Origin of the sequence: Mesorhizobium sp. YM1C-6-2, assembly GCF_003666685.1 — a bacterium.
GTDB lineage: Bacteria > Pseudomonadota > Alphaproteobacteria > Rhizobiales > Rhizobiaceae > Mesorhizobium_K.
This window is the reverse complement of sequence record NZ_RCIZ01000001.1, coordinates 607820-628508: the sequence shown is the minus strand read 5'-3', so window position 1 is coordinate 628508 and position 20689 is coordinate 607820. Positions and strand designations below refer to the sequence as shown.

Here is a 20689-nt window from a genome sequence, read left to right as displayed (position 1 = left end):
CCGGCCCGCGCCGGCGGTTTCATGCCTTCTTGCGCCTGGCGAGCACTGCCACCAGGATGATCAAGCCCTTCAGCAACTGCTGGTAATAGGAGTCGACATTGAAGAGGTTGAGCACGTTGTCGACGACGGCCAGCGCCACCACGCCGCCGAGCACGCCGACCGTGGTCCCCCCGCCGCCGCCAAGCAGTCCGCCGCCGATGACGACCGCCGCGATCGCGTCGAGCTCATAGCCGATGCCGACGCTCGGCTGCGCGATGCCGAGCCGCGAAGCGAGCAGCACGCCGGCGATTGCCGCGAAGAGCCCGCAGGCGACATAGGCGAAGATCAGGTGCTTGTTGACGTCGACTCCGGCGAGCCGCACGGCTTCCTTGTTGACGCCGAGCGCGAAAGCGGCGCGGCCCGAGACGGTGTGGTTCAGGTAGAACCACACGCAGGGCACCGCGAGCAGGAAAATGATGAAGTTGACGGGTATCGGCCCGACGAAGGCACCGCCTATCAACGCCCGGAACATCTCGTCGACCGGATAGCGCGGCGTATCGGCATAGACATAGGTCAGGCCGCGCAAGCTTCCCATCGTTGCCAGCGTGACGATGAAGGACTGCAGGTTGAAGCGCGCCGTCAGCCAGCCGTTGAGGAAACCGACCGCCGCGCCCATCGCCAGCGCCACGCCGATTGCCGCCGTGAAATGCATCTGCTCCTGCAGCCCGGTTGCGAGCAGGCCGGCGAGCGCCAGCACCGATCCGACCGAAAGGTCGATGCCGCCGGTACGGATCACCATCAGCATGCCGAGGCTGAGGAAGCCGTTGGTGACCAGCTGCCGTGAAACGTTGACGAGGTTGCGCTGGGTCAGGAACGCATCGGAGGCCAGCGACGCGAACACCACCAGGAGCAGGATCGCCGCGACGAAGAGCAGGTCGGCGCGGCTGAAGCGCTGCAGCAAGGCGGGCTGCGCATGAGAGGTCGCCGCTGTCGTCTCGGTCAATGGAGCCGCTCCCCTGGTTCCGCGCCGGCTTCCAGACCGGCGGCATGCGCAAAGACGGTCTCGGGCCGGAAATTCCTGGGCAGAAGTTCAGCGACGATCCGCCCACCGCGCACGACGAGCAGCCTGTCGGCCATGCCGAGCACCTCCGGCATTTCGGACGAGATCATCAGCACAGCCACGCCGCTGTCGGCGAGGTCGCGGATCATCTGGTAGATCTCGACCTTGGTGGCGATGTCGACGCCGCGCGTCGGCTCGTCGAAGATGAAGAGCTGGATGCCCTCGACCAGCAGCCACTTGGCGAGCACGACCTTCTGCTGGTTGCCGCCGGAAAGCTGGCGCACCGGCTGCGCCGGATCGGCGAGCTTGATCGCCAGTTCGCGTATCTTCTCGCCGACGAGTTGCCTCCGTTTGGCGCCGTCGATGACGCCTTTCGGCGCGTAGCGCGCAAAACTGGCAAGACCGGCATTGTCGATCACGCTGACGTCGAGCGCCAGCCCGTCGCCCTTGCGGTCCTCGGTCAGCATGGCGACATGGCCGCGCACCGCCTGCGAGGGCGACGCGAAATCGGCGGCCGCCCCGTTCAGGCGTATGGAGCCGTCTTCGGCGGGCGTCGCCCCGAAGATCGCCTTGGCGATCTCGGTGCGCCCGCTGCCGACAAGCCCGAACATGCCCACGATCTCGCCGGCACGCACCTCGAAGCTGATGTCCTGGAAGACCTCGCCGAGCGACAGCTTCTCGACTTCCAGTACCGGTCTGCCAGCGGTCCCGCGCCGTTCCGGGAAGATCGCCGAGAGCGGGCGTCCGACCATGGCGTTGATCAGGCGCTCCTGGGAAAGTTCGGCGACCTCACCGGAAAGCACGCTGCGGCCGTCCTTCAGCACCACGATCTCGTCGGCGATCGCATAGACCTCCTCCAATCGGTGCGAAATGTAGAGGACCGTCGTGCCGTTGGCGGCGAGGTCGCGCACCTTGTCGAACAGCTTTGCCGCCTCGGCGGCCGAGATCACGGCGGTCGGCTCGTCGAGGATGAGTATCTTCGGTTCGGCAACCAGCGCCTTGGCGATCTCGACGATCTGCTGGCGCGCGACGCTGAGCGAACTGACCAGCGCGGCGGGATCGATTTCCGGAAAGCCGAAATCAGCGAGCACGCGCGCCGCGATCCGGTTCGCTTCCGGCCAGTCCACCACGAAGGAGAAGCCCCGCGTCGGCATGCGGCCGAGCAGCATGTTCTCGGCGACGGAGAGATGCGGCAGCAGCGAGAGTTCCTGGTAGACGGTGCGGATGCCGAGCGCCATCGCATCGGACGGGCCGGCGATCGCCACCGGCTTGCCGTCGAGCAGGATCTCGCCAGCGTCCGGCGTTGTCGCGCCGGACAGCATCTTCATCAGCGTCGACTTGCCCGCGCCGTTCTCGCCACAGAGCGCCAGCACCCTGCCCCCGGCAACCTCGAACGAGATGTCGCGCACGGCCGGGTTGCCGTCATAGCTCTTGGCGATATGGCTGACAGCGAGATGGGGCATCAGACCACTGCTCCGAACACTTCGTGCAGCAACAGCGTCTTTTCCTTGCTCATCTCGTGCAGCGTATCGTGGATGCCCTCGCGGCCGTTGCCGCTGCCCTTGTTGCCGCCGAAGGGCAGCGTCTCGACACGCACTGCCGTCGTGTGATTGACGACCACAGTGCCGACGTCGAGCGCCTGGTAGGCCCGCATCACCTTGCGCAAATCATGCGTGAAGATTGCTGCCTGCAGCCCGAACGGACTGTCGTTGGCGAGCGCCAGAGCTTCCTCGAAACCGTCATAGGCAATCAGCGGCAGCACGGGACCGAACGTCTCCTCGGCGAAGGCCGGCGTGCCCGGCGTGACGCCGGTCAGAATTGTCGGCTCGAAGAAATTGTCCTGCCGCTTGCCGCCGGCAACGATCTTCGCGCCGTCCGCCAGCGCCTGCCGCACCTGCGCGTCGACGCGCTCGGCGCCGCGCCGGTTGATCAGCGGTCCGACATCGGTCGCCGGGTCCGAGGGATCGCCGACCTTCAGCGTCCTTGTCCTCGCCGCGACCGCGTCGAGCAGCTTGGCGTAGATCGGCCGCTCGACCAGCACGCGCTTGACCGCACAGCAGATCTGGCCGTTGCCGGAGGTGAAGCGCCCGGCGACCAGCGCATCGGCAGTCGCCTCGACATCTGCATCGCCGCAGACGATGGTCGCGTCGTTGCCGCCGAGTTCCAGATGTACCTTCTTCAGCGTCGCAGCCGCCACTTCGAGGATGCGCTTACCGGCCGCCGTCGAGCCGGTCATGGCGATCATATCGACGCCCTCGGCGCGGACCAGTGCCTCGCCGACGTCGCGGCCGCCGGTCAGCAACTGATGCGCTCCCGGCGGAAGACCGGCCTCCTCCAGGTAGCGGCTGACCTCGATGATGGCGAGCGGACAGTCCTCGGGCGTCTTGGTGATGACGGCGTTGCCGGCCGCGAGCCCACCCGCCACCTTGTGGCTCCAGAGCTCGACCGGATAGTTGAAGGGCACGATCGCGGCGACGACGCCGAGCGGCTCGCGCGTCGTGATCGCCAAAGACTTCTCGCGGCCGGGGATCGAATCCAGCGGCACGGAGCGGCCGAAGATGCGTTTCGCCTCCTCCGCATAGCCGCGGAAGATGCGCGCCGCGACGCCGACCTCGCTGGTCGACTCGCCGATCCGCTTGCCGTTCTCGCGGCAAAGCAGCCTTCCCAGCTCGATCTGGTTTTCCTCGATGCGCCGGGCGGCGGCCTCCAGGATTTCGTAGCGCCGCCAGGCGGGCATGGCCGCCATTGCAGCCTTGCCGCGCTGCGCGGCGGCGACGGCGCGTTCCACGTCGGCCAAGGTCGCGCGCGGTACGGTGTCGACCTGCTCGCCGGTCGCCGGATTGAGCACGGAATCGACCTTCCCGTCGGAAGCGCCCGTCCAACCACCGTCGATCAGCATGTCCATCGCACGTCCTCCCGTCGATGCGCAGCCATGCCGCGTATCGTTGTTGCAGCAGGCCTAGTTCAAAATCTAAAATGCGTCAACGATATTTGAACTTGTTAGCGGTTCTTCCTTTCGCTATACGAATATTGAATTCTGGATGTCCCCATGAGCGATCTCGACAGCAATATCAGCGCCACCGCCCTCAAGGCGCTCGCGGTGCTCGACTTCGTCGGCGAGCAGCGCCGCCCGGTCACCGTCGCCGAGGTCGCCACCGGCATCGGGGCCGATCGCGCGACCGCCTATCGCATGCTGATGACGCTGGTTCAGTCCGGCTATGTGCAGAAAGCCGCCGACGCCAAGCACTACCGCCTCACCTTCAAGGTGCTGTCGCTCGCCCGCCATCTGGTCGGTGAGGACGAGCGGGCGAGCCGCATCCTCGCCTGCCTGCGCGCCATCTCCGAGGAGACCGGCGAGACCGTGCATTATTCGGTGCTGGAGCGCGACGCGGCGGTCCTCGTCTTCCGCGCCAAGGGTACGCAGCGTGTCGCGGTCGACTTCCAGATCGGCGACCGCTCGCCGCTCCATTGCAGCTCGATCGGCAAGGTGCTGCTCGCCTTCCAGGACGTGCGCGCCACCGAGACGGTGATTGCCGGCGGGCTCGCCAAGGTGGCGCCGAACACCATCACCGACCCGGACGAATTGCGCCGGTCGCTGGCCCGCATCCGCGCCGACGGCTACGCCTTCGACGATCTCGAATTTGCGCCCGACATGCGGTGCGTGGCGCTGCCCGTCTTCGAAAACGGCGGCGAGGTGCGGGGCGGCATCGCCATCTCCGGCCCGGCCAGCCGCTTCGATCTCGACAAGCTCGTCGCGCTGCGCGACGTCGCCCAGCGGCACGCCTCTAACCTCTCGCGCGAACTCGGCGGCATTCTGTAGCTCTGCCGGGTGCGCCGCTGCCATCAGCCGCTTCCGATCCGGCTGCCGCCGCCGTCGAACAGATGTGACTGCCCGGTATCGAAGAGAAGGTTTATCTCCTGTCCCTTGGCGAAGTCGGCCTTGCCGCGCTGCTCCACGGTCAGCAGCTGATCCAGCCCGTCGACCTGAACGTAAAGCAGGCTGGAGCCGCCGAGATGCTCGACGACGACGATCCGTCCGGGAACGGCGAGATCGGCCAGCGGCCCCGCGATCGAGATAGTGTCCGGACGAACGCCCAGTTCGATTTCCGAGCCGTCCGTGACCGGCACGCCCTCGCCGAGCTTCAGCACCGTCCTGCCGGACACGGCGATCGCCAGGGTGGTGCCCGCCTGCGAGCGCCCGGCGATCGTCGGGATGAAGTTCATCTTGGGCTGCCCGAGGAAGCCGGCGACGAAACGGTTGGCCGGTTTTTCGTAGAGTTCGAGCGGCGATCCCTGCTGTTCGATCCTGCCCCGGTTGAGGATGACGATGCGGTCGGCGAGCGTCATCGCCTCGACCTGGTCGTGGGTCACGTAGATCATGGTGGTCCGGAGCCGCTCGTGAAGCCGGGCGATCTCGACGCGCATCTGTGCCCTGAGGCCGGCATCGAGGTTCGAGAGCGGCTCGTCGAACAGGAAGACGTCCGGCTGGCGCACGATGGCGCGACCGATGGCGACGCGCTGGCGCTGGCCGCCGGATAGCTCCCTAGGCTTGCGGCCGAGCAGTTCCTCGATCTGCAGCACGCCGGCGGCTTCCGCGACCTTGCGGTCGATCTCGGCCTTTTCGGTGCCCAGCATCTTGAGCGCAAAGCCCATGTTCTCGGCGACCGTCATATGCGGATAGAGCGCGTAGGACTGGAACACCATGGCGATGCCGCGGTCGGCCGCGGCCACCGCATTCATCGGCTTGCCGCCGATCATGAGTTCGCCGGAGGTGATCTCCTCCAGTCCCGCGATCATGCGCAGCAGGGTGGACTTGCCGCAGCCGGAGGGGCCGACGAAAACGACCAGCTCGCGATCCTCGACGGTCAGCGAGACGTCGCGGACGGCCTCCACCCGACCGAAGGACTTGGCGACGTTCTTGAGTTCTACGGATGCCAATTCCTCAATCCTTCGACTTGACGGCCCACATCTCGATCTCGACCAGGAAGCCCGGCAGCAGCACCGCCTGCACTGCCGTGCGGACCGGCAGCGGTTCAGGCATCATCTCCTCATAGACCGTGTTGAAGCGGGTCCATTGGGCGAGATCGGTGAGATAGATGTTGACCTTGAAGACGTCGCCCAGCGTGCAATCGGCGCTGGCCATTTGCGCGGCGCAATTTTCGAGCGTGGCGCGCGTCTGCTCCTCGATCGTGCTGCCGACGACCGCGCCGCTCATGTCGACCGCGACCTGGCCCGAGATCACGACGAGCCGCGTGGCGTCAACCTCGAGCACCGGCGAATAGGGCCCGGCGGTGGCGTGCTGCCTGGCGCCTTTCGGGCGCGCCTTCAGCGGATGATGGATGTCTGCCATGTCCTATCCCTTGACTGCGCCGCTGAGCAGGCCCTCGACCACGAAACGCCAGACGAAGACGACCAGCACCAGCGTCGGCACGATGGCGATGAAGATCGCCGTGTTGAGCAGGCTCCACGAGACGTCGGTGTTGCGCGCAAGCGCCGCCATCACGACCGAGACCGGGCGCGTCGCCGCGTCGCCCGAAAGCACCATCGAGAACATGTATTCCGAGTAGGAGAGCATGAAGGCGAAGAGGCCGGTGGCGCCTATCGAAGGCAACGCCAGCGGCAGCGCAATGCGCCAGAAGGTCTGGAAGCGGCTGCAGTGATCGAGCACCGCCGCCTCGAATATCTCGGCCGGCATCTTGCGGAAGAAGACCGACAGGATGAGCACCGTGAAGGGCAGCGCCTTGGCCGTGTGAACGAGGATGATGCCGGCCTGCGTGCCGACCAGGCCGAGCGTCTGCAGCATGATGTAGACCGGCGTCACCAGCGCGACCGCCGGCACCAGCGGCGAGAGGATGAGGAACATGAAGGTGAGTTTCTTGCCCGGGAAGACGTAGCGGGCGAAGACATAGGCGGCCGGCGCGCCGATCAGCAGGTTCAGCACCATCGACGAGAAGGCGATGATGCCGCTGTTGAGCAGGCTTTGCGGAACCTGCCGCGCGGCATCCGAGATCATCGCCCGGTTGGCGGTCTCGGCGAGGTAGGAATCCGGCAGTTGGCCGGTGAAGACATAACGATAGGTCTCGAAATTCAGGCCCTCGCTGAACAGCGCCTTGCTGCTGTCGAGCAGGATGCGGTCCGGCACGACGCTGCCGATCAGCGAGAGGATGACCGGACCGCCCGTGAACAGCACGATCAGTGTGGCGAACAGGAAAGTCAGGAAGGGGTTGAGGCCGCGCTGCATCCCGCTACTCCCCGAACAGGTCCGAAGGAAGGGCGCGGGTGATGGCGACGATCAGGACCGCCGAAATGGCGACGACGATAAAGGCGACCGCCGAGCCGCTGCCGAAATCATACATCGAGAAGCTTTCCCGCCAGATCTGGAAGGACAGCAGCGTGGTGGCCGTGCCCGGCCCGCCGCCGGTCATGGCATAGACAAGGTCGTAGCTGGTGAAGGCGGTGAGCGCGTTGTAGACGATCAGCACGACGATCATCGCCTTGATCTCGGGAAAGACGATGTAGCGGAAGCGCTTCAGCGCGCTGCGACAATCGATGGCAGCGGCTTCCAACGTCTCCGAGTTGATCCCCGAAAGCGCCGCCATGAGCAGCACGACGGCGAACGGAATCTGCGTCCAGACATGGGCGATCACGACCGAGACGAGCGCCAGCCTCGGCGAGGTCAGCCAGGGGATTGAGCTGTCGATCAGGTGCAGGTCGCGCAGCACACCGTTGAGGACCCCGAAGCTTGGATGGAACACCCAGATCCACAGGACCGCGCTGATGGCGCCCGGCAGGACCCACGGCAGCAGGACGATGGAGCGCACGACCTGCGAGCCGAAGAAGCGCCGCTGCAGGAAAAGCGCGATCAGCGTGCCGATGATGACGACGAGGGGGGCTGCGAGCAGCGTGAAGACGAGCGAGTTGCGGAGTGCGTCGTGGAAATAGTTGCTGCTGACCACCCGCTTGTAGTTGTCGAGGCCGACGAAAGGCTCGCCGGGGAACAGCAGCATCACCGAATGCAGGCTGGTCCAGAACGCGTAGGCGACCGGGTAGAGGGTCATCAGCGCCACCGGCAGAAGTGCGGGCAGCAGCCAGAGCGCCGGAAAGCGTTTGATGGTCCACATAGAGGATCAGCCGAACTCGAAATTCGCAGGAAGCGGCGGACGGCGCCTCGACGCCATCCGCCGCCGCTGTTGGAGCCTAGCGGTTGGCGAACTGCTCCTTGAGCTGGTTCCAGCGGTCCGCGCCGTCCTTCATGGTCTGCTCGACGCTCGCCTCGCCGACCATCGCCTTGGCCAGCAGCGGGCGGAAATAGGCCGACCAGACCGAGCTGTACTCTGTATAGGTGCCGGCCTTGGCGATAGCCGCCTGGTCGCCCAGCGCCTTGACGTCGGCCCACTTGCCCCAGGCGTCGATCACGTCCTTGTCCTGGAACAGCGGCAACTGGCCGAAGCCGAGCCCCTTCTCCACCGCCCAGCGCTTGGCCACCGTGTAGGGCTTGCCGGCCATGAAGTTCACGAACTTCCAGGCAGCTTCGCCGCGCGCCGGATCGGCGGCGGCCTTCGCCGTCACCACATAGGACTTGGCGAAGCCGAGCGTCGAATGGGTGGAGCCGGGCATCGGGGCAAGCGCGAACTCGCCGGCCCGCGGCTGGTCGGCCGTGTTGTTGAGGGCGGCGAGAACGTAGGTGTAGACAATGGTGAAGGCGTGCGCGCCGGTGTTCATCGCCGGGATGATCTTCGATTCATGCGTCTCCGACTGTACCAGGCCCTTGGAATAGGCGTCCGCGATCCACTGCAGCTGCTTGAACGCCTCGTTGTTCGGATCGGCGAAGAGCGGGTTCAGGTCCTTGTCGAAGAGTTCAGCGCCGCGGCCATAGGCCTGGGCGACGAAGGCGTCGTAGAAGTTGGGGAGCTCCTGATTGTACTCGTAGACGATCGGGTGCTCCATGCCGCCCGCCTTGAGCTTCTCGGCGGCGGCGGTCACCTCTTCCCATGTGGTCGGCACGGCGATGCCGGCGTCGGCGAGTATCTTCTTGTTGTAGATGAAGGAGATGGTGTCGGCGTAGTAGGGCAGGCCGTAGACCTTGTCCTTGTAGGTCACGTCGGTGAGTGCGAAGCCGGCGATGTCCTTCTTCAGCTCGTCGACCGCGCCCGCAGGCGCCACCGAATCCAGCTGCGCGATGAAACCTGCCGCGCCCCATGCCGGCAACCAATCCTGACCGCCATAGATCACGTCGGTCGGCGTATCGCCGCGAAAACGCAGGACCAGGCTGTCCTGATAGTCGGGCCAGGTGTAGTCAGTGACCTTCACCTTGATGCCCGGATTTGCCGCCTCGAACTGCTTCACATTGTCCTGGATGGTCTCCAGCGAATAGTTCCAGACAACGAATTCAAGCGTGAGATCGTCCTGGGCCACGCTGGGCTGAGCCGCAAGGATGCCGCAAGCCAGCATGCCGGCGGCGAATAGGGTTCTGGTTTTCATGTGTTCCATCCTCTGTCTTGGGCCTACGCCTGAGCGCCCCATTCGGCCCGTGGCGTCCAATTTGTTCGTTGACATTGGGCGTCCTGGATCGGACTATAAAAACCAATATGGATCAATTGCAACCGCTTTTCTTACGGACGAACCAATCGATGGGAAGTGACGGAATTTCGAACTTTATCGGCGGCACATGGCGGGCCGATGCGGCAGGCGAGATCAAGCCGGTGCGCTCGCCGATCGACGGCTCGGCGATTGGGACGATGAGCTGGAGTTCCCGCCAGGCGGCCATCGAGGCGATCTCCGCCGCGCGCCAGGCGCAGCCGGCATGGCGCAAGGTGTCGATCTGGGACCGCGCCCGGATGATGCGCCGTATCGGCGAGGCGATCGCAGCGCGCCGCGCCGAACTGGCGGCGCTGCTGACGCTCGAGCAGGGCAAGCCCTATGCGGAAGCCTTCTTCGAAGTCGGCAAATCGGTGGACGGCTTCAACCTCGCCGCCGATCTCGTCAAATACCTCGAAGGCGACACCATACCGACCGAAGACCCCAGCAAGCGGGTGATGACCTTCTACCGGCCGCGCGGCGTCTATGCCGTGGTGACGCCGTGGAACTTCCCGGTGAACATCCCGGTCGAATATATCGCGCCGGGGCTCGCCGCCGGCAACACCATCGTCTGGACGCCTGCCCCGACGACCTCCCTGGTGGCTGTCGCGCTGATGCGCGCCGTCGAAGAGGCCGATCTTCCCGCCGGCGTCCTCAACCTGGTCACCGGAGCGGGAGCCGTCGTCGGCGACGAGATCGTCTCCAATCCGGGCACCGACGCCGTCGGCTTCACGGGAAGTGCGGCGACCGGCAAGCAGATCAGCGTTCGTGCCGCGGGCAAGCCGCAACTGATGGAACTCGGCGGCAACGGACCGGTGGTGATCCTCGACGACGCCGATCTCGACCGGGCGGTGGCAGCGACGGCCTCCGGCTGCTTCGTCAACGCCGGCCAGGTCTGCTCGTCGTCGGAGCGCATCCTCGTGCATCGCAACATCCATGATGCGTTCGCCGAGCGCCTGGCGGCGGCGGCGCGCGCGGTGGTGCTTGGCGACCCGCGCAAGGACGAGGTCACCATGGGGCCGCTCAACAATTCCGGCGTGGCGGCGAAGGTCGCGAGCCATGTGACCGACGCGCTGGAGCGCGGCGCAACGGCGGTCACCGGCGGCAAGGCGGCCGCCGACCATCCGAGCCCGCTTTATTTCGAGCCCACCGTGCTCACCGGGGTGTCGCGCGACGCGCTGATCAACACCGAGGAGACGTTCGGCCCGGTGGCGCCGCTGCTGGTGATCGACAGCGACGAGGAGGCTTTCGAGATCGCGGCCGACAACCGCTACGGGCTGGTCTCCAGTGTCTTCACCCAGGATATCGACCGGGCCTTCCGCTACATCGAGGAAATGCCGACCGGCATCGTCAACATCAACGACACCTCGAACTACTGGGAGCTGCACATTCCCTTCGGCGGCATGTCAGGCAAGGACAGCGGCACCGGCAGGGTGGGCGGCCGGCACGCGCTGGCGGCGATGTGCGATCTCAAGACCGCGACCTTCTCGGTGAAATGATGCGCTTCGAAGAACTCACCTCGCCGGAAGTCGCGAGCCTCGACCGCGACAGGACAGTGTTCATCCTGCCGCTCGGCTCGGTCGAGCAGCACGGCAACCACATGCCGCTCGGCACCGACACGCTGCTCGCCCATGCCGTATCGCTGGCGGCCGCGGAGCGGTCGCCGGGGAAGACCGCCGTCCTACCGCCGCCCTGGTACGGGTTCTCGGCCCATCACATGCGTTTTCCGGGCAGCGTCACCCTCAAGGCCGAGACATTGATGGCGGTGGCCGAGGACATCGTCGGCTCGCTGGTGTCGCACGGCTTCCGCCGCATCCTGATCGTCAACGGCCACGGCGGCAATGGCGGTGTCATCGATCTCCTGGCGTCGAAGCTCGGGCACAGGCACTACGGCAAGGCGCGGATCGCCGCGCTCACCTATTTCCAGCTTGCGCGCGAGGCGATTGCCGCGCTGCGCCGGTCGGAAGCGGGCGGCATGGGCCATGCCTGCGAGTTCGAGACCGCGATGATCCAGCACATCCGGCCCGAGCTCGTGAAGATGGAGCGCGCCGTGGCGACCTATCCGGATCCGGGCTCCTCTTACCTCACGACCGACCTGCTCGGCGGCTCGGCGATCAAAACCTATCTCGATTTCGCCGATCTCTCGCCGACCGGAACGCTGGGCGATCCCGCGCTGGCGACGCCGGACGCCGGCGGAAAATTCTTCGAAGCCGTGGTCGGCGAACTTGCCGCCTTCATCGAGGATTTTCGCGGCTGGGCGATTGCGGAGCAGCCGAAATGAGCAGGACCCTCAAGACAGGCGTCATCGGCCTCGGCTTCTTCGGCAGCCGCCACGCCCGCATCTACACGGATCATCCGGCCGCGGAACTGATCGCTGTCTGCGATTCCGATCCCGGGCGCGCTGCGCTCGTCGCCGGCGAAACGGGCGCGCGAGGCTTCGACGACCTGCATGCGCTGCTGGCCCTGCCGGAACTCGAGGCCGTCAGCATCTGCCTGCCGGACCGGCTTCATGAAGAGGCGGCACTCGCCGCGGCGGCGGCCGGCAAGACGATCCTTCTCGAAAAGCCGCTGGCCCACGACGCCGCAACCGCACTTCGCATTGTCAAGGCGGTGGAGAAGAATGGCGTGCGCTTCATGGTCGGGCATATCCTCCGGTTCGATCCGCGCTATGTGCAGACCTTCCATGCCGCGGCGCCCGAAAAGCTCGGCACGCCGGTCCATCTGCGCGCCAAGCGCAACGGCATCCGCGCGACCGCGAAGCGTCTCGGCGCGTCGAGTTCGATCCTGTTCTACATGGGCGTGCACGACATCGACGCCATGCAATGGATCGCCCGTTCGAGGATCAGCCGCGTCTACGCCCAGAAGGTCGAGCTGCTCGGCACCGGCAACGAGGACGCGCTCTACGCCGTCGTCAATTTCGAGAACGGCGCGATCGGCAACATCGACTACAGCTGGGCCTGGCCGGACGGGCTGATGAACGGTTTCCGGTCGACGCTTGAAATCGTCGGCACGAAGTCGGCCGCCTATCTGGATTGCACGGATCAGGGCTTCTATGTCGTGGAGGAGGACGGGACCAGTGGCGGCGACACGCATCTGTGGCCGGAAATAAACGGTCGCATCGCGGGCGACCTGGCCGACGAGCTGGACCATTTCGTCAAGGCCACCCTCTCCGGCAAGCCCTATGTCCAGCACTATCGCGAAGCGCTCGACGCGATACCGGTGCTCGATGCGCTGGCGCGATCGGCGCAAACCGGCGTTCCAGTTGAGGTGGTGCGTTGATCGATCCACATTGCTCCGGAATGGTTGACAACAGAAACGCGACTCTGCTCATAGGCGGCTTCTCGCCGGGATAATCGCAAATGCCTTCGGATACTGCGCTCGCGCAGCTCGCCGTCATTGCCACCAACGACCGCGCCACCCCCTCGCTGGTCTATCGCGCCCTCCTGAGGAGCATCCGCGACGGACAGATGGTGCCGGGTGCCAAGCTGCCCAACGAACGGGAGCTTGCCCAGCAGTTGAACACCAGCCGCACCGCGGTCCGCAGCGCGCTGGCGATGATGGAGCGGCAGGGGCTTGTGCTCAGGCGCGTCGGTAGCGGCACCTATCTCACCGACGACGCCGATCTCGTCTTCGACCGCATGGACCAGACCAGCGTCGGCAACCACGAGGCCGTTCCCTCCTTCGCCGAAATCGTCGAGGGCAGGCTGCTGTTCGAGCCGGCAATGATGCATCTGGTGGTCAGCCGCGTGCAGGAGGAGGAGATCCTCGACATGCGGCGCACCCTCGAACAGATCCTCGCCGCGCCGACCTGGGAGGATTTCAAGGAGCAGATCTACGCCCTGCACCGTCAGATGTTCGCCAGCACCCGGAACAAGTTCCTGATGCAGATCATGGCGAGCATCCTGGACGACCGCCGCGCGGTGCTGTTCGACGGACGCGACACCGACAAGCCGGCACCCCCGGCGGTCCGACAGCAGACGCACAAGGACCTCAAGGCGATCGTCGACGCGATCGCCGCGCGCAACGCCAAGCTCGCCGAGGAACTGGTGTCGGATCATCTCATGCGCACGCTGGCGACGATCAACATCTGGCAGTAGGCCCGCCCTACCCCCAACGCAAGGCGCTTACCCCCGACTATCGGGCGTTGCCGGCAATCACAGGGCGAGCGCGACCTTGCGCCCGTCGTGAATGGCAAACGCCGCCTGCCGGGACGCGGTGCAATCGCCGATCGCGTCGTAGGAGATGCCGCGGCTTTCTAGTTCGAAGGACAGGCTGCTCTCCGCCATGTTGGTGGCGGCGAAGACCAGCGCATCGGCCTCGACCTCCTGCTCGCTATCGTCCAGCAGTGAGGCGATCCTCGCCGACCTGCCGTCCCAGTGGACGACGGCGCTTTCTGTCATGAAGCGGACGCCCAGCCGGGCAAGCGCGCGGCGCAGCGGCGCGTCCGCCGCCATCCGCTGAAGCTCCTTGCCGACCAGCGCGTCCGGCGTCACCAGCGTCACATCGTGCCCGTCTTCGGCAAGCCTCCAGGCGGTGCCGCAGCCCTTCCAGTTGCCGCCGTCGTCGAGCAGGACAACGCGCTTTCCAGGCCGTGCCTCCCGCGCCATCACGGCTTCGGCCGACAGGACCGGGCCGGCGCCCGGGATGTTATCGAACTGGGGCAGCGCCCTCTGGAAGGCGCCATCGGGAGGCAGGGAGCCGGTGGCGATGATGACATGGTCGGCGCCCTCGCGTTCGACGTCCTCCGCCTCGACATACTGCCCGTAGCGCACATCGACCTGCAGCCGGCCGAGTTGCCGCTCGTACCACTCGATCAGGTCGAGGATCTGCGCGCGGCGCGGCTGCATGCCGGCAAGGCGGAACTGTCCGCCAAGTCGATCCGAGGCTTCGGCTAGCGCGACGCGGTGGCCGCGCTCGGCAGCGACGCGCGCGGCTTCGAGACCCGCCGGGCCGCCACCGACGACCAGCACGCGTTTCGGCCGCTCAGCCGGCGCGAAGCGGTCGCCGCCCCATTCCCATTCGCGACCCGCCGAGGGATTGATGACGCAGCTTATCCAATAGTCGCGCGAGCGGCGTCCCCAGCACATCTGGTTGCAGGACAGGCAGCCGCGGATGTCTTCCGGGCGTCCGGCGGCGGCCTTGGCGGCAAGATGCGGGTCGGCGATCTGCCCGCGCACGATGGACACCAGATCGGCGCGCCCTTCGCTCAGCACGGCTTCGGCATTTTCGGGCGTGCGTATGTGGCTTTCGGCGGTGACCAGCGCATGACGCACGGTGGATTTCAGGACGGCCGCGAGATCGGCGCCGAGCTTCTCCGGATAGAGGAAGGTCGGCATGATCTTGTAGAAGTCGAAATAGCTGCCCGACCCGCAGGTCACGTAGTCCATCAGGGCGTCGCGATCGTGCAGCTCGACGATCTCGGCCAGCGCCTCGCGCTTCAGCGCCACTTCGACCCCGGGCTCATCATTGACGGCGAGGCCGACGATGAAGTCGTCGCCGCATTCCCGGCGTATGCGGCGCATCACCTCGCGGCTCATCCGGGTGCGGTTTTCCAGGCTGCCGCCCCAGCGGTCGTCGCGCCGGTTTGACCAAGGCGTCCAGAACTGGTCGAGCATCGAGTGGTAGGCCGCCCACACCTCGACGCCGTCGAAGCCGGCCTCGCGGCAGCGCCGCGCCGCCTGGACGAAGCCGTCTATCGTCTCCTCGATCTCGGCTTCGGTCATCCGGTGCGAGCCGTCGCTGTCGTGGTAGCTCGGCAGGCCCGAAGGCGACCATCCTGCATGAAACGAGTTGTCGGCGTCGGCGTGCTGGCCGACATGATAGAGCTGCTGGATCGCGACCGCGCCATTGCTGCGGATCGCGTCCGTCACCTTGCGGAAATGCGGAATGACGCTGTCATCGGCCGGCCTGAAATTGCCTCTGGTCAGCACGGCGGCCTGATGCACCGGCATCGGCTCCACCACGATCATCGCAGCGCCGCCGATGGCGCGCTCGGCATAGTAGCCGACATGCCGTCCGGTCGGCAGCCCTTCCACCGCCATGTTGGCCGTGTGCGCTCCGAAGACGATCCGGTTGCGGAGCGTCTTGCCGCGCAGTGCGACCGGCGTGAACAATCGCTTGAAGGCCCCCTCCGACAAATGCTCCCTCCCCTCAAGCGCTATGCCTCATCGGCGGCGAGCGCGTTCCGGTACCTGCGGCGACCATCCGTCTTGCGGCAGATGGCGGTTGCACATCGACCGACATGCGGCGCTAATAGTCAAGACGAACGAAATTCCTCTGTGGTTGAGTCAGGGGCAACCGAAGAGTGCAACGGGCGCCGCCGGAAGGAGATCCGGTCTGCGGCGCGGAAAGCGGTGGTATGGTTCGCAGATATTACAGCCTGCCGTCGTTGAGCGCCCTCGCCGCCTTCGAAGCGGCGGCGCGCCATCTCAGCCTGACGAAGGCGGCGGAAGAGCTCAACGTGACGCCCGGCGCCGTCTCGCGCTCAGTCCGTGCGCTCGAGGACGAACTCGGCAATCCCCTGTTCCTGCGCAGGCATCGGGCGGTCGAGCTCACCCGCGAGGGCGAGACGCTGGCCGCGGCGCTGCACGAGAGCTTCGAACGGATGGCGGCGACCTTCCGCCAGATAAAGTCTTTCGGCGGCCAGGCCAGCGTCACCGTCGGCAGCACGATGGCAATGGCGCATCTATGGCTCATGCCCCGCATGGGCGCCTTCTGGAACAGGCATCACGACATCGTCGTCGATCATGTCATCTCCGACCACCCGCACGGCCTGGATCGCCCGGATGTCGACCTGCGCCTGCGTTACGGCGACGGGGAATGGCCTGACGAACTGTCCGCCAAGCTCTATGACGACCGCATCTTCCCGGTGGCCAGTCCAGCCTTCGCGAAAGCGTATCCGGCAGCGTCGGTGAAGGACCTGGCGCAACTGCAACTGCTGTCGGTGGAAGGAATCGACTGGACCTGGACGACGTGGTCGGAATTCCTGCGCGAGGTGGGCCACCCGGATCGGCACATCAATGTGCGACGCTTCAACAGCTACGTCATCGCGATGCAGGCGGCGCGCAGCGGACAGGGAGTGGCGCTCGGCTGGGCCAGCCTGGTGGAGCCTCTGATAGAGGCCGGCAATCTGGTGAGGGTGACCGACTTCGAGATTTCGGCGCCGCAATCCTATTTCGTGACATGGAGCGCACGGCGGCCGCTGAGCCCGCAGGCGGTGCAGTTGAAGGACTGGCTGCTCTCGCTCGGATCGTTGAGTTCAACTCAAGCGAGCCGGCTTCCTATTTCGCTTGAACAGCCGACGCGCAGGCGTTCTCCTAAAGCCAAGGGAGAGCCAGCATGAGCATGACGGACATCATCGCTACACCGGAACCGGCGTCCGCTCATCGTCGTGGCGGCGGCCGCGTCGGGCGCAAGGCGCTGCGCGGCGCGCCGGTCGCCTCGTTTCCAACGCTTGTCCGCAAGATCCCCGTCTACGAGATGGTTCCTGACGAGGCGGTCGAGCTGATCCACGATGAATCGCTGAAAATCCTCGAGGAGGTCGGCTGCGAGTTCCGCGACGACGAGGCGATCGTCATGTGGAAGCAGGCCGGCGCGGACGTGAAGGACACTCGCGTTCGCATCGACCGCGCGCTGCTGATGGATCTGGTCTCGAAGATCCCGTCAGAGTTCACGCTGAACGCGCGGAATCCGGAGCGGTCGGTGCAGGTCGGCGGCAGGAACTCGATCTTCATCCCGATGTACGGTGCGCCGTATGTGCGCGACCTCGACGGTAATCGCCGTTATGGCTCGCTGGAAGACCTCAACAATTTCCACAAGCTCGCCTACATGGCTCCGGCGCTGCATTCGTCGAGTTCGATCATCTGCGAGCCGATGGAGATCGCCGTCCCGAAGCGCCACCTGCACATCATCCACTCGGCGCTGAAACATTCCGACAAGCCGTTCATGGGCATTGTCACGTCGAAGGACCGTGCCGAGGACACGATGGCGATGGCCGGCATCGTGTTCGGCGACGACTACGTCAAGGACAACCCGGTCCTCGTCTCCATCACCAACTGCAACTCGCCGCTGGTGTGGGACGCCACCATGCTGGACGCGATGAAGGTCTATGCGCGCCACAACCAGCCGCTGATCCTTGCGCCGTTCGCACTCTGCGGCGCATCGACATCGGCGTCGGCGGTCGGCGCCGTTGCGCAGGTCAATGCCGAAGCTCTCGCGGGTCTGGCGTTCACGCAGCTTATCCGGCCGGGCTCGCCGCAGATCTACGGGCAGTTCATGGTGACTGTCGACATGAAGACCGGCGCCCCCATGGGCGGCACGCCGGAGGCCGCGCAGATGATGTATCTGATGGGCGCGCTCGCCAGGAAGTACCGGCTGCCCTGGCGCACGTCCGGCTTCCATGTCGGTTCGAAGCTGAACGACGCCCAGGCCGGCTACGAGGCGAACATGCTGATGCATGCAGCTATCCTGGCCGGCGCCAACTATATCTGGCATTCGGCCGGGTGGCTCGAAGCCGGCCTGACTTGCGGATATTCCAAGTTCGCAACCGATTGCGAACAGCTCGTGGGGTGGTACAAATATGCGGGCGGCCTGTCGTTCGACGACTTCAAGGACGCGATGGCCGCCGTGCGCGAGGTCGGCCCCCAAGGCCACTTCCTCGGAACCCAGCATACGCTCGAGCATTTCGAGTCAGCCTTCTTCATGCCGACGCTGATGGACTTCAACTCGTACGAGCAGTGGAACGCGGAAGGCGCGAAGGACCATGACATGCGCGGGCGCGAGAAGGCGCGCAACATGCTGAAGGACTACGAGGAGCCCAGGCTCGACGAGGGCGTCGCCGAAGGACTTCGAGACTTTGTCGCCCTGCGCGAGGAGAAGCTGCCGGATACGGTGAACTGAGAGCGATCGACCCAGTGACGACGAACAGCACACAAGGCCCGACGATCCGGATGCAGCTCCGGCTCGAACCGAAGCGGGTGATCGAATGAACGTCGAACTCGCCAGGGACCCGCTTCTCCAGCCCTACCGGCTGAAACATCTGACGCTGAAGAACCGCGTCATGTCGAGCAGCCACGAGCCGGCCTATTCGGAGGACGGCATGCCGAAGGAGCGCTACCGGCTCTACCATGCCGAGAAGGCGAAGGGCGGCATGGCGCTGACCATGACCGCCGGCTCGGCGCTCGTCAGCAGGGACAGCCCGGCGGCCTTCGGCAATCTGCAGGCATATCGCGACGAGATCGTGCCCTGGATGCGCGAACTCACCGAAGCCTGCCACGAACACGACTGCAAGGTGATGATCCAGCTCACCCATCTGGGGCGGCGCACCGGCTGGAACAAGGCGGACTGGCTGCCGGTGCTCAGCGCCTCGCCGGTGCGCGAGCCGGCGCACCGGTCGTTTCCGAAGACCGCCGAGGACTGGGACATCGAGCGCATCGTCGCCGACTATGCGAGCGCGGCGCAGCGCATGAAGGAAGCGGGGCTCGACGGGGTCGAGTTCGAATCCTACGGCCACCTGATGGACGGCTTCTGGTCGCCGGCGACCAACCATCGCGACGACGAATATGGCGGTTCGCTGGACAACAGGCTGCGCTTCACCTGGCGGGTGATCGATGCGGTGCGCAAGGCGGTGGGCGACGACTTCATCGTCGGCATCCGCATGGTCGCCGACGAGGATTTCTCGGCAGGCCTGTCGAAGGAGGAAGGTGTCGAGATCGCGCGGCGGCTTGCGGCGTCTGGAAAATTCGACTTCCTCAACATCATACGCGGCTCGATCGAGACGGACGCGGCGCTGACCAAGGTGATCCCGATCGCCGGCATGCGCTCCTCACCGCATCTCGATTTCGCCGGAGAGGTGCGTGCGGCCACGAAGTTCCCGGTCTTCCATGCGGCGCGCATCGCCGATGTGGCGACGGCCAGGCACGCGATCGCGGAAGGCAAGCTCGACATGGTCGGCATGACGCGGGCGCACATCGCCGATCCGCACATCGTGAAGAAGATCATGGAAGGACGCGAGCACGAGATCCGGCCTTGCGTCGGCGCGACCTACTGCCTCGACCGCATCTACGAGGGCGGCGAGGCGCTCTGCATCCACAACGCCGCGACCGGCCGCGAGGCGACCATGCCGCATGTGATCGCCCGGTCCGGAGAGCCGGCGAAGTCGGTCGTCGTGGTCGGCGCCGGCGTCGCCGGCCTGGAAGCGGCGCGCGTCGCCGCCGAGCGCGGGCACAAGGTCACCGTGCTTGAGGCCTCCGTACAGGCCGGTGGCCAAGTCAGGCTGGCGGCGCAGAACCAGCGCCGGCGCGAGCTCATCGGCATCGTCGACTGGCGGCTGGCGGAGCTGGAGCGGCTCGGCGTCGAGATCCGCTACGACACCTGGGCGGAGAAGGACGACGTGCTGGCGCTGACGCCCGACGTGGTGATTGTCGCGACCGGGGGCCTGCCGCAAAACCCGCCATTGGATGCCGGGGACGACCTGGTCACGTCGAGCTGGGACATCGTCGCCGGCGCGGTTAAGCCGGCGGAAAACGTGCTGCTCTACGACGACAATGGCGGCCACCAGGGCATGACGGCGGCCGAGCTGATCGCCAATGCCGGCTCGAAGCTGGAGCTGTTGTCCCCCGAACGGTTCTTCGCGCCCGAAATGGGCGGCATGAACCATGTGCCCTATATGCGCGCCTTCCACGAGAAGGGCGTCACCATCACAATCAACACGCGGCTGCAGGCCGTGCGCCGCGAGGGAAACCAGCTCATCGCGATGCTGTCATCAGACTTCGCCGACGGCTGGCGCGGCGAGCGGCGGGTCGACCAAGTCGTGGTCGAGCACGGCACGCTGCCGCTCGACGACCTCTATCTGGCCTTGAAGCCTCTCTCGAAAAACAGCGGCGCGGTCGACTACGAGGCACTGGTAAGCGGAGGCTATCCGTTCCCCGAACGGCAGCCCGAAGCGTCCTTCTTCATGTTCCGGATCGGCGACGCCGTCGCCGCCCGGAACATCCACGCCGCCGTCTATGACGGGCTTCGCTACACGCAGCAGCTCTAGGTTCGATGGAACAGACAGGCCATCGGTAGGAACAA

At 65.8% G+C, this 20689-nt stretch carries 17 protein-coding genes; 8 read left to right on the top strand and 9 right to left on the bottom strand.

The window, feature by feature from the left end; all coding sequences use genetic code 11:
- Positions 1–19: 19 nt before the first annotated feature.
- Genes D8676_RS03065 through D8676_RS03055 form a run of 3 tightly spaced genes read right to left on the bottom strand, consistent with a single transcriptional unit; the run spans position 20 to position 3944 of the window.
- Entirely contained in the window at positions 20–982 is a 963-nt protein-coding gene (locus D8676_RS03065) for an ABC transporter permease (RefSeq protein ID WP_210210692.1), read from the bottom strand.
- Positions 979–2502: a sugar ABC transporter ATP-binding protein gene (locus D8676_RS03060; RefSeq protein ID WP_121579340.1), complete on the bottom strand. Its 1524-nt coding sequence runs from the start codon at positions 2500–2502 to the stop codon at positions 979–981. Before D8676_RS03060 ends, D8676_RS03065 begins: the two co-directional genes overlap by 4 nt.
- Positions 2502–3944 (bottom strand): aldehyde dehydrogenase family protein, encoded by a 1443-nt coding sequence (locus D8676_RS03055; protein WP_210210691.1) that lies wholly within the window; start codon positions 3942–3944, stop codon positions 2502–2504. The genes D8676_RS03060 and D8676_RS03055 overlap by 1 nt, the downstream gene beginning before the upstream one ends.
- Positions 3945–4088: 144 nt before the next feature.
- Between D8676_RS03055 and D8676_RS03050 the strand changes: the two genes are divergently transcribed.
- On the top strand, positions 4089–4859 hold the full coding sequence (locus D8676_RS03050) for an IclR family transcriptional regulator (protein WP_121579339.1): 771 nt from the start codon (positions 4089–4091) through the stop codon (positions 4857–4859).
- A 23-nt stretch (positions 4860–4882) separates the two neighbouring features.
- On the opposite strand, the gene ugpC is transcribed toward D8676_RS03050, so the two are convergent.
- The 5 genes from ugpC to D8676_RS03025 form a co-directional block, all read right to left on the bottom strand.
- Positions 4883–5977 carry a sn-glycerol-3-phosphate ABC transporter ATP-binding protein UgpC gene (gene ugpC / locus D8676_RS03045; protein WP_121579338.1) on the bottom strand — a complete coding sequence of 365 codons (1095 nt, stop codon included), beginning with the start codon at positions 5975–5977 and terminating at the stop codon, positions 4883–4885.
- 4 nt (positions 5978–5981) lie between these two features.
- Positions 5982–6389 carry a RidA family protein gene (locus tag D8676_RS03040; protein ID WP_121579337.1) on the bottom strand — a complete coding sequence of 136 codons (408 nt, stop codon included), beginning with the start codon at positions 6387–6389 and terminating at the stop codon, positions 5982–5984.
- 3 nt (positions 6390–6392) lie between these two features.
- The gene (locus tag D8676_RS03035; protein ID WP_121579336.1) at positions 6393–7280 is read right to left on the bottom strand and encodes a carbohydrate ABC transporter permease; all 888 of its coding nucleotides are present in this window, start codon (positions 7278–7280) and stop codon (positions 6393–6395) included.
- Between the two features lie 4 nt (positions 7281–7284).
- Complete coding sequence (locus D8676_RS03030) at positions 7285–8160, bottom strand: sugar ABC transporter permease (protein ID WP_121579335.1); 876 nt, start codon at positions 8158–8160, stop codon at positions 7285–7287.
- 76 nt (positions 8161–8236) lie between these two features.
- On the bottom strand, positions 8237–9520 hold the full coding sequence (locus tag D8676_RS03025; protein WP_183096949.1) for an extracellular solute-binding protein: 1284 nt from the start codon (positions 9518–9520) through the stop codon (positions 8237–8239).
- Positions 9521–9669: 149 nt separating this feature from the next.
- On the opposite strand from D8676_RS03025, the gene D8676_RS03020 reads away from it, so the two are divergent.
- From D8676_RS03020 to D8676_RS03005, 4 genes are all read left to right on the top strand, one after another.
- On the top strand, positions 9670–11115 hold the full coding sequence (locus D8676_RS03020; RefSeq protein WP_121579333.1) for an aldehyde dehydrogenase family protein: 1446 nt from the start codon (positions 9670–9672) through the stop codon (positions 11113–11115).
- Complete coding sequence (locus tag D8676_RS03015) at positions 11112–11897, top strand: creatininase family protein (RefSeq protein ID WP_121579332.1); 786 nt, start codon at positions 11112–11114, stop codon at positions 11895–11897. The genes D8676_RS03020 and D8676_RS03015 overlap by 4 nt, the downstream gene beginning before the upstream one ends.
- The gene (locus D8676_RS03010) at positions 11894–12895 is read left to right on the top strand and encodes a Gfo/Idh/MocA family oxidoreductase (RefSeq protein ID WP_121579331.1); all 1002 of its coding nucleotides are present in this window, start codon (positions 11894–11896) and stop codon (positions 12893–12895) included. The genes D8676_RS03015 and D8676_RS03010 overlap by 4 nt, the downstream gene beginning before the upstream one ends.
- 80 nt (positions 12896–12975) lie before the next feature.
- Positions 12976–13713, top strand: a complete 738-nt coding sequence (locus tag D8676_RS03005) for a GntR family transcriptional regulator (protein ID WP_121579330.1) — start codon at positions 12976–12978, stop codon at positions 13711–13713.
- Positions 13714–13770: 57 nt separating this feature from the next.
- Here D8676_RS03005 and D8676_RS03000 read toward each other — a convergent pair whose 3' ends face one another.
- Positions 13771–15753, bottom strand: coding sequence for an FAD-dependent oxidoreductase (locus D8676_RS03000; protein WP_121579329.1), 1983 nt, complete (start codon positions 15751–15753; stop codon positions 13771–13773).
- Between the two features lie 221 nt (positions 15754–15974).
- Between D8676_RS03000 and D8676_RS02995 the strand changes: the two genes are divergently transcribed.
- The 3 genes from D8676_RS02995 to D8676_RS02985 all read left to right on the top strand — a co-directional run bounded on the left by D8676_RS02995 (position 15975) and on the right by D8676_RS02985 (position 20654).
- A complete protein-coding gene (locus tag D8676_RS02995; protein WP_121579328.1) occupies positions 15975–16958 on the top strand; it encodes a LysR substrate-binding domain-containing protein in 984 nt (327 codons plus the stop codon).
- Positions 16955–18514 carry a trimethylamine methyltransferase family protein gene (locus D8676_RS02990; protein ID WP_245426537.1) on the top strand — a complete coding sequence of 520 codons (1560 nt, stop codon included), beginning with the start codon at positions 16955–16957 and terminating at the stop codon, positions 18512–18514. Before D8676_RS02995 ends, D8676_RS02990 begins: the two co-directional genes overlap by 4 nt.
- Positions 18515–18599: 85 nt before the next feature.
- Positions 18600–20654 carry an NADH:flavin oxidoreductase gene (locus D8676_RS02985; RefSeq protein ID WP_121579327.1) on the top strand — a complete coding sequence of 685 codons (2055 nt, stop codon included), beginning with the start codon at positions 18600–18602 and terminating at the stop codon, positions 20652–20654.
- Positions 20655–20689 lie beyond the last annotated feature (35 nt).

Excerpts from the sequence above, each read along its gene's own strand:
- D8676_RS02995 (WP_121579328.1), top strand. The coding sequence starts at position 15,975 with ATGGTTCGCAGATATTACAGCCTGCCGTCGTTGAGCGCCCTCGCCGCC.
- D8676_RS02990 (WP_245426537.1), top strand. The coding sequence starts at position 16,955 with ATGAGCATGACGGACATCATCGCTACACCGGAACCGGCGTCCGCTCAT.
- D8676_RS03050 (WP_121579339.1), top strand. The coding sequence starts at position 4,089 with ATGAGCGATCTCGACAGCAATATCAGCGCCACCGCCCTCAAGGCGCTC.
- D8676_RS03030 (WP_121579335.1), bottom strand. The coding sequence starts at position 8,160 with ATGTGGACCATCAAACGCTTTCCGGCGCTCTGGCTGCTGCCCGCACTT.
- D8676_RS03060 (WP_121579340.1), bottom strand. The coding sequence starts at position 2,502 with ATGCCCCATCTCGCTGTCAGCCATATCGCCAAGAGCTATGACGGCAAC.
- D8676_RS03010 (WP_121579331.1), top strand. The coding sequence starts at position 11,894 with ATGAGCAGGACCCTCAAGACAGGCGTCATCGGCCTCGGCTTCTTCGGC.
- D8676_RS03055 (WP_210210691.1), bottom strand. The coding sequence starts at position 3,944 with ATGGACATGCTGATCGACGGTGGTTGGACGGGCGCTTCCGACGGGAAG.
- D8676_RS03040 (WP_121579337.1), bottom strand. The coding sequence starts at position 6,389 with ATGGCAGACATCCATCATCCGCTGAAGGCGCGCCCGAAAGGCGCCAGG.
- D8676_RS02985 (WP_121579327.1), top strand. The coding sequence starts at position 18,600 with ATGAACGTCGAACTCGCCAGGGACCCGCTTCTCCAGCCCTACCGGCTG.
- D8676_RS03025 (WP_183096949.1), bottom strand. The coding sequence starts at position 9,520 with ATGAAAACCAGAACCCTATTCGCCGCCGGCATGCTGGCTTGCGGCATC.
- D8676_RS03015 (WP_121579332.1), top strand. The coding sequence starts at position 11,112 with ATGATGCGCTTCGAAGAACTCACCTCGCCGGAAGTCGCGAGCCTCGAC.
- D8676_RS03035 (WP_121579336.1), bottom strand. The coding sequence starts at position 7,280 with ATGCAGCGCGGCCTCAACCCCTTCCTGACTTTCCTGTTCGCCACACTG.
- D8676_RS03020 (WP_121579333.1), top strand. The coding sequence starts at position 9,670 with ATGGGAAGTGACGGAATTTCGAACTTTATCGGCGGCACATGGCGGGCC.
- D8676_RS03005 (WP_121579330.1), top strand. The coding sequence starts at position 12,976 with ATGCCTTCGGATACTGCGCTCGCGCAGCTCGCCGTCATTGCCACCAAC.